Annotated in this window: 14 protein-coding genes; 5 read left to right on the plus strand and 9 right to left on the minus strand. The window is 68.3% G+C overall.

What is annotated here, in order from left to right; all coding sequences use genetic code 11:
- Positions 1–18: 18 nt before the first annotated feature.
- Both gatB and A3OM_RS0109330 read left to right on the plus strand, forming a co-directional pair.
- Positions 19–1,491, plus strand: coding sequence for an Asp-tRNA(Asn)/Glu-tRNA(Gln) amidotransferase subunit GatB (gene gatB, locus A3OM_RS0109325; RefSeq protein ID WP_018043483.1), 1,473 nt, complete (start codon positions 19–21; stop codon positions 1,489–1,491).
- A gap of 262 nt (positions 1,492–1,753) precedes the next feature.
- Positions 1,754–2,152 (plus strand): hypothetical protein, encoded by a 399-nt coding sequence (locus tag A3OM_RS0109330; protein WP_018043484.1) that lies wholly within the window; start codon positions 1,754–1,756, stop codon positions 2,150–2,152.
- Between the two features lie 641 nt (positions 2,153–2,793).
- Here the strand turns inward: A3OM_RS0109330 and A3OM_RS23735 are convergent.
- From A3OM_RS23735 to A3OM_RS0109360, 6 genes are all read right to left on the minus strand, one after another.
- Positions 2,794–4,599, minus strand: coding sequence for a methyl-accepting chemotaxis protein (locus A3OM_RS23735; protein ID WP_018043485.1), 1,806 nt, complete (start codon positions 4,597–4,599; stop codon positions 2,794–2,796).
- 139 nt (positions 4,600–4,738) lie between these two features.
- On the minus strand, positions 4,739–5,764 hold the full coding sequence (locus A3OM_RS0109340) for an HlyD family secretion protein (RefSeq protein ID WP_018043486.1): 1,026 nt from the start codon (positions 5,762–5,764) through the stop codon (positions 4,739–4,741).
- Between the two features lie 35 nt (positions 5,765–5,799).
- Complete coding sequence (locus A3OM_RS0109345; RefSeq protein WP_018043487.1) at positions 5,800–5,994, minus strand: DUF1656 domain-containing protein; 195 nt, start codon at positions 5,992–5,994, stop codon at positions 5,800–5,802.
- Positions 5,995–6,006: 12 nt separating this feature from the next.
- On the minus strand, positions 6,007–7,974 hold the full coding sequence (locus A3OM_RS0109350; RefSeq protein ID WP_018043488.1) for an FUSC family protein: 1,968 nt from the start codon (positions 7,972–7,974) through the stop codon (positions 6,007–6,009).
- Positions 7,975–8,027: 53 nt separating this feature from the next.
- Positions 8,028–8,444 carry a DUF4345 domain-containing protein gene (locus tag A3OM_RS0109355; protein WP_018043489.1) on the minus strand — a complete coding sequence of 139 codons (417 nt, stop codon included), beginning with the start codon at positions 8,442–8,444 and terminating at the stop codon, positions 8,028–8,030.
- Positions 8,445–8,508: 64 nt separating this feature from the next.
- Positions 8,509–8,778, minus strand: coding sequence for a hypothetical protein (locus A3OM_RS0109360; protein WP_018043490.1), 270 nt, complete (start codon positions 8,776–8,778; stop codon positions 8,509–8,511).
- Between the two features lie 211 nt (positions 8,779–8,989).
- Between A3OM_RS0109360 and A3OM_RS0109365 the strand changes: the two genes are divergently transcribed.
- Positions 8,990–9,625 (plus strand): glutathione S-transferase N-terminal domain-containing protein, encoded by a 636-nt coding sequence (locus tag A3OM_RS0109365; protein WP_018043491.1) that lies wholly within the window; start codon positions 8,990–8,992, stop codon positions 9,623–9,625.
- 4 nt (positions 9,626–9,629) lie between these two features.
- On the opposite strand, the gene A3OM_RS0109370 is transcribed toward A3OM_RS0109365, so the two are convergent.
- Positions 9,630–10,169 (minus strand): DUF2147 domain-containing protein, encoded by a 540-nt coding sequence (locus tag A3OM_RS0109370; RefSeq protein ID WP_018043492.1) that lies wholly within the window; start codon positions 10,167–10,169, stop codon positions 9,630–9,632.
- Between the two features lie 313 nt (positions 10,170–10,482).
- On the opposite strand from A3OM_RS0109370, the gene ndk reads away from it, so the two are divergent.
- Complete coding sequence (ndk, locus tag A3OM_RS0109375; protein ID WP_018043493.1) at positions 10,483–10,905, plus strand: nucleoside-diphosphate kinase; 423 nt, start codon at positions 10,483–10,485, stop codon at positions 10,903–10,905.
- Between the two features lie 169 nt (positions 10,906–11,074).
- Positions 11,075–11,452 (plus strand): hypothetical protein, encoded by a 378-nt coding sequence (locus tag A3OM_RS0109380; protein ID WP_018043494.1) that lies wholly within the window; start codon positions 11,075–11,077, stop codon positions 11,450–11,452.
- A 48-nt stretch (positions 11,453–11,500) separates the two neighbouring features.
- Here the strand turns inward: A3OM_RS0109380 and purN are convergent, their stop codons facing one another.
- Both purN and purM read right to left on the minus strand, forming a co-directional pair.
- Complete coding sequence (purN, locus tag A3OM_RS0109385) at positions 11,501–12,169, minus strand: phosphoribosylglycinamide formyltransferase (protein ID WP_018043495.1); 669 nt, start codon at positions 12,167–12,169, stop codon at positions 11,501–11,503.
- A complete protein-coding gene (gene purM / locus A3OM_RS0109390) occupies positions 12,169–13,251 on the minus strand; it encodes a phosphoribosylformylglycinamidine cyclo-ligase (RefSeq protein ID WP_018043496.1) in 1,083 nt (360 codons plus the stop codon). The genes purN and purM overlap by 1 nt, the downstream gene beginning before the upstream one ends.
- Between the last annotated feature and the right edge of the window lie 176 nt (positions 13,252–13,427).

Here is a 13,427-nt window from a genome sequence, read left to right on the forward strand (position 1 = left end):
CACTGAATTCGGGCCATCATGACCGCTGCCGTGAACCCCAAGAAACTCATCAAGGGCGGCCTGCACGACTGGGAGGTCGTGATCGGCATGGAGATCCATGCCCAGGTCACGAGCCGCTCGAAGCTGTTCTCCGGCGCCTCGACGGAATTCGGGGGCGAGCCCAACGACCACGTCTCCCTGGTGGACGCGGCGATGCCCGGCATGCTCCCCGTCATCAACGAGGAATGCGTGGCCCAGGCCGTGCGCACCGGCCTCGGACTGAAGGCGCGGATCAACCACCGCTCGGTGTTCGACCGGAAGAACTATTTCTACCCGGACCTGCCGCAGGGCTACCAGATCAGCCAGTTCAAGGACCCCATCGTCGGCGAGGGCGAGGTGCTGGTCGATCTGCCCGAGGGCGAGACCATCACGGTAGGCATCGAGCGCCTGCATCTCGAGCAGGATGCCGGCAAGTCCCTGCACGACCAGAACCCGACCCAGAGCTTCGTCGACCTCAACCGCTCGGGCGTCGCCCTGATGGAGATCGTCTCGCGGCCGGATCTGCGTTCCTCCGAGGAAGCGCGCGCCTACGTGACCAAGCTGCGCACCATCCTGCGCTATCTCGGCACCTGCGACGGCGACATGGAGAAGGGATCTCTCCGCGCCGACGTGAACGTCTCGGTGCGCAAGCCCGGCGCGCCGCTCGGCACCCGGTGCGAGATCAAGAACGTCAACTCGATCCGCTTCATCGGGCAGGCCATCGAGGTCGAGGCCCGGCGCCAGATCGCGATCATCGAGGATGGCGGCACGATTTCCCAGGAGACCCGCCTGTTCGATCCGGGCAAGGGCGAGACCCGGTCCATGCGCTCGAAGGAAGAGGCGCACGATTACCGCTACTTCCCCGACCCGGACCTGCTGCCGCTGGAATTCGACCAGGCCTATGTGGATGCGCTGGCCGAGGGTTTGCCGGAACTGCCGGACGCCAAGAAGGCCCGATTCATCGAATCCTACGGCCTCTCTCCTTACGATGCCGGCGTGCTCATCGCCGAGCGGTCCTCCGCCGATTATTTCGAGGCGGTGGCCAAGGGCCGCGACGGCAAGGCCGCGGCGAATTGGGTGATCAACGAGCTGTTCGGCCGCCTCAACAAGGAGGGCCACAGCATTGAGACGAGCCCGGTCTCGGCCGATCAGCTCGGCGCCATCGTCGACCTCATCGGCGAGGGCGTGATCTCCGGCAAGATCGCCAAGGACCTGTTCGAAATCGTTTGGTCCGAGGGTGGCGACCCGCGTGCACTGGTCGAATTGCGCGGCATGAAGCAGGTGACCGATACAGGCGCCATCGAGGCGGCGGTGGACGAGATCATCGCCAAGAACCCCGACAAGGTTCAGCAGGCCAAGGAAAAGCCGACCCTGCTCGGCTGGTTCGTCGGCCAGACCATGAAGGCCACGGGCGGCAAGGCCAATCCGGCCGCGGTCAATGCCCTGCTGAAGGCGAAGCTCGGGATCGAGTGACCCGCGCCGCGCCGTTGTCGAGGCTCTCATTTCAACCGGTTGCTCAAACCCGACAAAGACATCCTCGATCGGCCCTGGCGCATCATGGTCAGCGGCATGCGCCGGCGAGCGCGCGGAGGCGGCTGACGAGATGTCTTAGAGGCACACGTGTCGGCCCCCGTGATGGCACCGGTGGCGGGGCGGGCGCCCGTCAGCCACACATCTCCCACTTTTATCGGGGGGCATGGCGCTCGGGCGCGCGAACGTCACAGGAAAATCCCAAATGCCCCTCAGGCTCGACCACTCCTCCGTCGAGGAACTCAACCTGGCCTTGCGCCTGTATCGGCGCCTTCTCGTTCGCCTGCCCCTGATCCTCGTCCTGGGCTTCGCCGGGGTGATCGGCCTGTCCCGTCTCAGCACGGTCCTGTCGCCGCCCTACGGCGTCTATCTCCTCGGGTGGGGCCTGGAGACCTGGGGATTGCTCGGCCTCCTCGCCCTTCTCTTCGCGGAGTTATGGTGGGAGGGCCGCCAGATCGGCAACGCCCTGAACCATCCGGCCCTGCTGGATGCGCCGATCATGGGGCTTATGGGCGGCCTCGGCGTGATCGGTGAGCGCGCCGCCGAGATCGGGATGGAGCCCGGATTCTTCCACGGCCCGCTGCGGCCGATCCGCCAGCGCTGACGAGACCATGGCGCTCGGCAAGCCGGCCCCTCGCGGGCGAAAGGCTTCCGAGATCGATCGCGAGAGCATCCAACACTTTCATGATCCGGAGGTATGAGGACGGCGGTTTCTTGCCCTGGGGCTAAAACCACGCTCTCTCAAAATCAGCGATCAGTCATGTGGGAAGGTCTTGCGGGCCTCGAGGCTCGGACACGTCGGGTGAAGACAATGGACAGGCGGCGGAAGCGGTCGAATTGGGGCATTCTGCGCATTCGAAGTCGTGCCGTATCGGCCGCTTCTGCGCCCCGGAGACCGCTTCCGTCCCGTGATTCGCGTTTGTGCTGCTCAACGTCCAGGCCGAATTAGTCCCGGATGATCGTCGCAGCATCCTGCTGGGGTGGAGTCATTCCCATCTCCTGCCTCTAAGTTGGTCGTGATCGACAACCGATCTACGCCTCCTCGTTGCTTGAGCTGTGCTTTGTTCAAGAGCACATGATCAAGGTGCGACTGGATCGCCCTTACGTCAAGCCCCTATCTCGTCTTTCCGGCAACTGTATTCTTTCCCATTCCGCCACATCTTAAAAAGCGCTGCCCATTCAGGTGGTTGGCCAGGTGGTCGACAAAGTGGTCGGCAAAGGATCGTCCGCGTTCCGGGGCCGGATTCAGGCAACGTTCCGGAGTGCCACGCCGCCGCGCGAAGGTGCGAGATTGGGCATCCGTCCCATCGCCTCCGCGTAATCGGCCGCCAGTTCCGCCGCGCCGCGCAAGCCTCCCGGCTCGTCCCGGTAACCGCCCGTGCCAGCAATGGCACCGCCCTGCCATTGCCGCTCGATCGCGGCACGCTCGGGCGTGCCGGCGAAGGCGGCGATGAAGGCATCCGCCGCCATGAGCAGGCGGCAGGCGCTCGGATGGTCGGCGACGGCGGCGGTGTAGTACCAGGGTGCGGGCGCGATGTTGCCGGGTACGATCTCGATGCGGCCGCGCCACGGGCTGTCGGCGCCGGTGCAGGCCCAGTGCATGATCGGCGCGTCCACGGCGAAGGCATCCGCCACGCCCTCGGCCAGAGCGTCGTGGATGCGGCCCTGGTCGGTGATCGGCACGAGGCTGCCGAGGGTCGCCACCCGCCTTCCCTTCGCCTGCAGGTTCTCGGCCCAGCGCAGTCCGGCGGCCTCCAGCGTGGCGTAGGCGCTCGGATCGTTGATGACGCCGAGCGTCCGGCCGTCGAGGTCGGACAGGCTGCGGATGCGCGTGTCGCCGGTCCGGCGCGCCAGCACGTAGTGGAGATGGGTATAGGCCTGCGAATAGGCGATGGCGCCGAATCCCGGGCTCGGCGGCAGGGCCGACCAGACGATGTCGGCGGGCGCCTCGGCGGCGGTCTGGCCCGCATCGAGCAGTTCCGTGCACTGGTCCCAGGGGCATTCGACGAAGACCGGCGTAACGCCGAGGGATCGCGCGAAGGCCGTGGCATAGGCGATGTCGAGGCCGAGCAGGGCGCCGCCGGCGGCCTTGCGGAAGGACAACCCCTTGAAATCGGGCTCCACGGCGATCCGAAGGGTACCGCGAGCCCGGATGTCGTCGAGGAGATCGAAACCTTTCGGGCGGCGGGCGAGACCGTGCCGGGCCATGTCCGGCGCGGGCAGGCCCGAGGCGGCCGCCTGCAGTGTGGCATCGGCCAGAGCCAGGGCGCGGACGGCCTTGGCCTCCGTCCGGTCGATGCTGCTCTGCATGGCACCGGGAGCCTCACCGATGGAGGCGTTGCTGGCGCTGATCGCGGACAGTTCGACGCCGACACCGCCGAGCAGGGTTTCGATCCGGTCGGCGGTGGCCCGCACGGAACCGGCGAGTCCGTCGAGGGCATGGTCCGTCGAGACGCGCAGGGCAGAGAGATCGGCGCGGACATCGGAGAAATCAATGATGCCGGCCGCGTTACGCGCGCTCTCCCGGGTCTGGTCGGCCAGGGCGCAGACCTCGGCGGCGACCACGGCGAAGCCGCGCCCATGCTCACCGGCTCTCGCCGCCTCGATCGTCGCGTTCAACGACAGCATCCGGATCGTCGCGCCGATCCCGTCGATGGCGGCGACGATCCGGCTCGCCTCGGTGGCCTTGGTGTCGATGCGCGCGCCGATGCGGGCGATCTCGGCGTTGATCTCGCGCATGGCCTGACCGACCGCATCCACGAGCTCGACGCGGAGGCGCTCGGCCGTTCCCGCCGCCGTGTCGCGGCCGACGCTGCCGAGTGTCGCCGCCAAGGAACGGTCGACGCCGGTCGACTGGCGACGGATCTCGCGGGTGAAGCTGGCGGCCTGTCCATTGGCGCGGGCGGCGTGGCGCATGAGTGTCGCCATGCCGGCCACCGCGTCGGTGACGCCCCCGTCTTCGGGCGCCGCGGTCGGGTCGTTCTCAAAGGCGTCGATGGATTTCAGCACGTGACCCGACCCAGCCGAGAAGATGCCGGAAGAATCGCTCATGGTCCTTAAGCGCGGTTGAAACAGCTTCGCGATCCGTGCTCAACTTCGCGCCAATACTGAAGAAGTTTTCACCGCTCCATCGCCTGGGCATGCTGCCCCGAGGCATTCGGCGAAGCGCGACGTCGTCCTGGCCAGGGCTTCAGCGGGCCGCCGCCCCCGAAACACGCTCCTGCCCGAAGGAGGCGGAGGGTCCCGTGAAGCGGTCGCGCAGGGTCTTCCAGAACGTGCCGCCATGGGCACCGGGCTCGCCCACGGAGACGGTGGCGTTCATGCCGGCCACCAGGGTGACGCCGTCGGGAACCCGATCGATGCGAATGCGCACGGGGACGCGCTGGGCGAGGCGCACCCAGGTATAGACCGGGTCGACATTGGGCAGGCCCTGCGTGCTCGGCGAGGCGTTGGCGTTGCTGATGCCGAGGGTGATGCTCTCCACCCGGCCGTCAATGAGCGCCGAGTAGCCGAGAAGCTCGGCCTTCGCCGCGTCGCCCACATGGATATGGGCCAGCTTCGTCTCCTCGAAATAGCCGTCGATCCAGAACGAATCGGTATCGATCACCGCAACGTTGACGGTGCCGGCGGCGGCGTAGTCGCCCGCGCGCAGGAGGAGGTTGGTGACGCGCCCGTTCACCGGCGAGCGCACTTCCGTGCGTCCTCGGTTGACCCGGGCCTGATGCAGCTGCGCCTTCGCGGAGGCGAGCGCCGCCTCCGCGATCTTGGCGGTGCCCGCATATTGCTGTTTCTCCTCCACCGAGGTGGAGAGGGTGGTCAGGGCCTCGCGCCGGGCCGCCTGGGTCCGTTTGACCTGAAGGTCGGCCTCGCGGTTCTCGAGCTCCGCCTGGGCGGTCGCGATGGCAATGTCGAAATCCACCGGATCGATGACGTAGAGCACATCGCCCTTGGCGACGGTCTGGTTGTCGGACACGCGCAGTTCGGTGATCTGGCCGGAGACCTGGGGCGCTACGCTGGCCACCTGCACGCGGACGCGCCCGTCGCGGGTCCAGGGCGCGGTGACGTAGAACTGCCAGACCAGGGCGGCGGCCAGGCAGGCGCAGGCCGGGATCACCACGGTCGCCAGGAGCCGCACCACGCGCCAACGCCGGCGCCTCGCGAGGGACGGCACGCGCTCGCGGGACGGGGGAGCGTCGGAGAGATCGTCGTCGGCCATTGTCAGGCAGGATCCATGTCGGCGAGCCACATTGCTCAGAAGAGAACGATGAGAAGCGCGAGGATGCAGACGAAGATCCCCGCCTCGGCCAGCGGCGGGTTGGCGACGTAGCGGCTGAAGCGGATGCGGCTGAAGCCGAAGCGCAGGAGCACCATGATGGCCAGGGCCGCCAGCACATAGGCGACGAAGGGCGAGATCAGGACGCCGCCGAGATCGATGTCATGCCGCATGGGGCGCCTCCATCAGGCCGGTCGCAGGATGCCGAGGCGGCGCAGGAGGCGCTGCTGGCTCTCCATGATGCCGCCCGCCGTCACCAGGTCGCTGACGAGGCGGGCGATGTCGAGCCGCGTCGGGGCGCTCACGGATCGGCCGTGCCGGAGGAACGCGCGAACGGACCGGGCGAGCGTGGCCGCGTCCGCCGCCTCCAGACCCTCCCGCGCCTGCCTCGCGGCATCGTTCAGGGCGGGATCGTCGGGGAGGCGGCACAGCTGGGCATGGGCGCGGGCGGCGGCCGATTCGAGGCGGGCCAGGTCGAAGGCACGGTCCAGGCTCGCCGCGCGGACGGCGCCGCTGCCCGAGCTCCATTGCGAGAATTGCAGCAGCCGATCGCTGTTGAGGCTGGTGCGGGTGGTGGCGTCGCCGCCATCGCCGGCCAGCGCGTCCAGCACCGAATCCCGGGCCGAATCGAGGGCGAAGGCGCGGCGCTGGGCGCGCGAGATCGGCAGCACGATCCGCACCGCGACGAACAGGATGCAGGCCGCCATGGTCACCAGGAACGCGTTCGCCAGGAAGGTCTGTGCGTCGTAGGTCTGCGGGTTCGACGGCGACAGCAGGACCATGAAGAACACGAGCAGGATGAAGCCGATTCCGAAGGTCGGCGGGTTCAGGCTGAGAAAGCACGCCACGAAGATCACCGGCGCGATGGCGATGGCGAGCAGCGGGAAGCCCTGCTCGCCCCCCAGCACGCCGAAGAGCACGATCCCGGCGCAGAGCGCCGCGAGCGGCATGCCGATGAGGACGCCGCGGGCAAAGGCCTTCGAATCCGGCGCGATGGCCGAGAGCGAACAGGTCGCCGCCACCTGCACCAGGGCGAAGGAGGTGGCGGGCCAGCCGGCGGCGATGAGGAGGAGGGCGGTGGCGCCAAAGGCGATGCCCACCCGCGCCGCCCCACGAAGGGCCACGGGCATGTCGCGATGCGTCGGCAGGGCGACATCGCGCTTCGGTCGGCAGCCGGTGGAGAGGGCGTTCAGACCGTCCGCGGCGAAGGAGGCGGCGCGCGCGAAATCGAGGCCGCGCTGCATCGCCAGGATCTCCAGGGGCTCGCTCGTCCCACCCTGGATCGCCTCATCCACCAGGGCACCGAGGCGATGCGCGGCCGCCTCGGCATCGGGCGTCCCGTCATCGGTGAGACCCAGGCATATCCGGCGGGCCTCGGCGACGGCCGCGCTGTCGCGGCCCAGCATCGCAGCGGCGGCGGTGAAGGCGCGGCTCGCCGCCGCCATGGCGTAGAGCGCGGCGATGGCGCTGCGCGCCCCGGCGGCCCGGCGGGCGCCGTCGTCGAGCTCGCCGCCGATGGCGCTGGCATCGGCGCGCATCACCGCGATCTGCCGGATCAGGGCCGCCGCCCGCTCCGAGCCGGGATCCGCCTGGGACAGGGTCTCGCAGGCGAAGGCCCGGGTGGCCGACAGGGCCTCGGAGAGCGGCTTGCGCAGGGTGCGCCACGTGCTCGGCGAGGCCAGGGCGTCGTTGATGAAGGTGATGGCGACGATGCCGATGGTGATCGCCGCGACGCGGTCGATGGCGGCCTCGAAGACCGCCTGCGGCGTGTCGATATGGGCGACGGCGACGATGGCGACAGTGTAGCCCGCCAGCATGGCGCCATAGGCCCGCGTGTCCTGCAGGAAGTGGGCGACGAAGACGCAGAGGCCGAGCCAGGTCGCCACGGAGACCAGGAGGAGAACCCTGTCCTGTCCGAACGCACCGATCAGCAGGATCGATATCGCGCCCCCCGCCAGGGTGCCGAGAAAGCGGTACAGCGCCTTGGACAGGGCCTGGCCGCGTTTGGGCTGGGCCAGGATCGCCACGCAGACGGCGGCCGACGAGGCACCGGAGAGCTGAAGCCAGAACGCGGCGTAGAGGGCCAGCACCATGGCGAGCCAGATCCGCAGGGCGAAAGCCCAGGCGGAGGGCGCGGGGACGATGCGCTCCATGAGCGAAAGGGCGCGGTCGACCGGGGAGGGGCGTGTTCCGGCGGAAATCACGCTCACGGAGAAGGCCCGGCCGCCGCCGCATCCGCGGCCTTGGCCGCGACCCGCATTTGCCAGAGGCAGAGGAGGGGCGTCACCACCAGTTCCATCGCCAGGGCACCCAGCATCACCGCCGAGGGCAGGCCGGTGAGGTAGAGGCCCAGCAACCGCGCCAGCCCGCCGAGCACGACGACGAGGGTGAGGAAGCGGAACAGGCGCGACTTCGACTCGATGGCCGGCACGCAGCTCCAGAACAGGATGCCGATGCCCGTCAGGAGGCCCGACAGGTAGCGGAAATGGCTGTCGGCGGAGATCTGGGACAGGCTGTCGCCGCCGACTCCTCCGAGCCCGAACAGGATTCCGAAGAGCCCCGACGCCACCGGTATGATCGCGGCCACCGCCACCACGCGCTGCAGCGCCTCGCGTTCCCGCATCCGCCCGTTTCTCCGCTCCGGCCCGGAGCAATCGTAGCTCGAGCCGGTCCCGAGTCGAACTAGATCAGGCCTTGATCTCCTTCAAGCGCTTGACGCACTTACTGAAATATTGCGGCCATTTCGGCCCCTGCGCGGCCTTGTCGGCAACCGAGAGGGCGCGCCACTCGGCACCGCATTTCTTCTGCCGCTCGCGGGCGGCGCTCTGCCCGACCGTCAGTTCCTTCGCGGCGGGCTCCGGAGCGGCGGCAACGGGGTCCTTGGCGGACGCCGTCGTCGCGAAACCCAGCACCATCGACGCCGCGACCACCGCGGCCGGAAGAAAACGAAACCGCATGATCGCAACCCCAGGCTGTTGTCCTGCGCTCACGGTGAGGCGCCGGAACCGCCATCATCACAGCCAGAAGTCGGGGAAAGGGCAAGGTCCTTCGCGGTGCCGCGGCGCACCGTCCACCGTTCGATGGCGGCGCGGATCCTGCAACCATCCGCCCCTCGCCCGGTTTGATCCGGCGACATGATGCGACCCTGACACGAGCGGAACGTTTCCCATGGCCGCCGCCACCCAGAAGCCCATCGACATCCATACCTGGGGCACCCCCAATGGTTGGAAGATCCCCATCATGCTGGAGGAGTGCGGTCTGCCCTACCGGGTGGTGCCGGTGAATATCGGCAAGGGCGACCAGTTGGCGCCGGACTTTCTGGCGATCTCGCCCAACAACAAGATCCCGGCCATCGTCGACCCGGACGGCCCGGGGGCCAAGCCGATCACGGTCTTCGAATCGGGGGCGATCCTGCAATATCTCGGGCGAAAGACCGGCTGCCTATACCCCGCCGACGAACGCGCCCGGGTGGCAGTGGACGAATGGCTGTTCTGGCAGGTCGGCGGCTTCGGGCCGATGCTCGGTCAGATGCACCATTTCCGCATCCATGCGGAGGAGAAGATCCCCTACGCCATCGAACGGTTCTCGGCGGAAGCCCATCGTCTCTACGGCGTGCTCGACCGGCACTTGGCGGATCGCGACTACATCGCCGATACGTATTCCATCGCCGACATCGCGGTCCTGACCTGGGCCAAGCATCACGAGAAGCAGGGAATCGATCTGGCGACCCTGCCGAATGTCCGTCGCTGGATCGACACAGTCCTGGCGAGGCCCGCCGTGAAACGGGGCCTCGCCGCGATCTGAGCCGCTACTTCTTGGCTTCGACCTGAGGCGCGGCTGGCTTGGCCGCGGGCTTCGGCGCCGGCTTGGGAGCGGCTTCGGAAGCCGGAGTCACGGCGGCCTGCTGGTTCACGTCCGGCACGCGGGTCCAGGTTTCCGAGCCGCACAGGACCTTGAGAAGGCATCCGGACACGCTCAGCTCGGAGCCGGATTCACGCTCCAGGCTGACCTGATAGATCTTGCCCTCGTCGATATTGTAGATGTCGCCGGAGAACTTCTCTTCGTCGGGGGCGAGACCTTCGATGAGTTGCAGGCCGATGACCGGGCGCAGGCGCTTCTTCGGGTCGGGGTTCTTGGCGTCGGTGCGCGGCGCACCCGTCTCGGTGGTCGGCGTCTTCAGCCACACGACCTTGCCGCAGATGTTCGCGCTGTTCGGGCTGCAATGATCGATGCGGATCTTGGCGCGGCCGTCCTTCGTGAGCCAGGTGCCGGACGGGTCCTTCGACGGGGCCGCAGCGGCGGCGACGAGTCCGGAAAGCAGGAAGGCGGAGGTCAGGGCAACGCGCATGGCTTTTGGTCTCCTGGTGCCTGTGAAGGGCCGCGGCGCATCGGCGGGAGCGTCGCGAAGGGTCGTGAGCCTGGGGTCGAAAGCTTGGTCGTGGCCGCGCCGGACGCCGAGAGCGGTCCGGGCCGGCGTCTTCTGGTGCGAGAAGACACCAGCAATCGGGCGAATTTCCGGCACTGTTGCGCCGAAGCCATGGCCAAGGGAATTCCGTTGTGGATGCGCCGTCTTCGTCCTTCGGGTTGAGAGGACGGGGCGTGCCCGCTATAAGCCGGCCGCCGAAGCCGTTTTCGGCTGAGCGAACATAACCGGACTGAACATGGCCACCGAGCGCACTTTCTCCATCCTGAAGCCCGACGCGACCAAGCGGAACCTCACCGGCGCCGTGAATGCCGTGATCGAGAAGGCGGGCCTGCGCATCGTCGGCCAGCGTCGCATCCAGATGACCCAGGCCCAGGCCGAAAAGTTCTACGAGATCCACAAGGAGCGCCCGTTCTTCGGTGAACTCGTCTCCTTCATGACCTCGGGCCCCGTGGTCGTGCAGGTGCTCGAGGGCGAGAACGCCGTCGCCGCCTACCGCACCGTGATGGGCGCCACCAACCCGGCCAACGCCGACGAGGGCACCATCCGCAAGACCTTCTCCGAGTCGGTCGGCGAGAACACCGTGCACGGTTCGGACAGCGCCGAGAACGCGAAGATCGAGATCGCGCAGTTCTTCCAGGATTCCGACATCGTCGGCTGAACCCGACCGGCTTTCGCGCCGCCAACGGGTTCGTGATCGCATCGTCGTCCGGTGAACCGGGAGCGTGGCGCGGAACGATGCCGGGTGTGGCGCGAACGCCCTTGCGCGCGAGTCGTGTGAACGTGAAAGGAATTCCCTCACCGAATCCCTTTCACGGACCCCACATTCCATGCGCTCCATCGCTCCGCGCACCGGCCGGATCCTGCTCGCCGCCGGCCTCATCTCCCTGCTCGCCGCGTGTAACGCGAACAAGGGGACGCCCACGGCTTCCCTCGAAGGCTACACGCCCGATCCGGCCCTGAAGACGGCTTCCGCCGGCAACCTCACCGGTCGTGTGCGCCACGCCTGCACGGTGACGCAGTCCCGCCTGCAGAGCGTCCCCGAGGCGTCGCTCGCTCGCCCGTGCGGCTGCTACGCCAAGCAGACCCTGGCGAGCCTCAACCCGGCCGAGCTCGAATCCTACCGCACCACCGGCTATTTCAACGATTCCGCCCGCGCCAAGGCGCTGTCGGCCCTCGACAGCTGCCAGCTGCCGCGCCCGGCATAAGCCGTCATCATCGCCGATCTCGATATCTCGGGATCGGCGGCTCGGGCCTCAGCCTTGCGCGGACAGGCTGAGCAAGGCCCCCTCGGCCGGCCTGATGTCTCCGGCGAACACCACGCGGCCACTCTCCAGCCTTGCCCGTCCGCCGGCGATCAGCGCAAGGGCACGCGGGTAGAGGAGGTGTTCCTCCACGAGAATGCGCGCGGCGAGACTGTCGGCATCGTCGCCCGGCAGGACCGGGACAGCGGCCTGGGCCACGATCGGCCCGGCATCGAGTTCCGGCACCACGTAATGCACCGTGCAGCCGTGCAGGCGCACGCCCGCCGCCAGGGCCTGCTCGTGGGTATGGACGCCGCGAAACAGCGGCAGCAGCGAAGGATGGATGTTGATCATCCGCCCGGCCCATGCCTCGACGAAGCCCGCGGAGAGAATCCGCATGAAGCCGGCGAGCACAACGAGCTCGATCCCGGCCGCTTCGAGTTCCGCGTTCAGGGCGGCATCGAAGCTCGCCCGGTCGGGATAGGCGCGGTGATCGAGCGCCGTCGTGGCGATCCCGGCGCTCGCGGCATGGGCGAGCCCGCCCGCCTCCGGCCGGTTAGAGGCGACGAGGACGATCTCGGCCGGATAATCCGGGGCCTTCGCGGCCTCGATCAGCGAGACCATGTTCGAGCCGCGTCCCGAGATCAGGATCGCGACCCGCATCTTGGGTCGGGGAGCCATCACAGGGCGAGCTTGCCCTGGAAGGTCACCGGATCGGGTCCGCGCTCGGTGATGAGCCCGAGGCGGATCGGCGAGGCGCCTGCGGTGTCGAGCGCCCGGGTCACCGCCGACACGCTCTCCGGCGAGACCACCGCCACCATGCCGATACCGCAATTGAAGGTGCGCAGCATTTCGGATTCCGCGACCCCGCCGACCTTCGAGATCCATCCGAAGACGGGCGGCGGAATGATCGCGTCGAGGTCTATGCTGATGCCGACACCGTCGGGCAGGACGCGGGGCAGGTTGTCGGGAAAGCCGCCGCCGGTGATGTGGGCGAGCGCCTTGATCCCGTCCGTTGCCTTCAGGGCGGCCAGCAGCGGCTTCACATAGATCCGGGTCGGCTCGAGGAGAGCGTCGCCCAGCGAGCGCGACGGCTCGAACGGGGCCGGGTCGTCGTAGGAGAGGCCGCTTGCCTCGACGATCCGGCGGACCAGCGAGAATCCGTTGGAATGCACCCCGGAGGAGGGCAGCCCGAGGACGACGTCTCCGGGCGCGATGCCGGGGCGTGGCAGGAGCTTGCCACGCTCGGCGGCGCCGACGCTGAAGCCGGCCAGATCGTAATCCGCCCCGTCGTAGAGGCCCGGCATTTCGGCGGTCTCGCCACCGATCAGCGCGCAGCCCGCGATCCGGCAGCCCGCCGCGATCCCGCGCACGATGTCGGTGCCGACCCCCGGCACCAGTTTGCCGGTGGCGTAATAATCGAGGAAGAACAGCGGCTCGGCGCCCTGGACGATGATGTCGTTCACGCACATCGCCACGAGATCGACGCCGATCGTATCGTGGCGGCCGGTCTCGATGGCGATCTTGACCTTGGTGCCGACGCCGTCATTGGCTGCCACCAGAATCGGGTCGGAGAAGCCGGCGGCCTTCAGGTCGAACAACCCGCCGAACCCGCCGATCTCGGCATCCGCGCCGGGCCGGCGGGTGGAGCGCACCAGCGGCTTGATCGTCTCGACCATGGCGTTGCCCGCATCGATGTCGACGCCCGCATCCGCGTAGGTCATTCCGTTCCGGCTCTCGCCGTTCTTGCTCTCGGCCGTCATCGGCACCTCGTCTCAACGTCCTGTCCCGGCTGCTCTAACGGGTCGCGGCGGTCTCGGCGAGTCGTCGCTGACGAGTTCGGCACCCGGTGCCGGGCGCGGAAGCAGATTTCGATCGCCTCAACCGTTCGACGAGGGCCGCACCGGGCTCGCCGATCCCCGCGCCCGCTTCGATGAAC

This window comes from Methylobacterium sp. 88A (assembly GCF_000376345.1).
GTDB classification, from domain to species: domain Bacteria; phylum Pseudomonadota; class Alphaproteobacteria; order Rhizobiales; family Beijerinckiaceae; genus Methylobacterium; species Methylobacterium bullatum.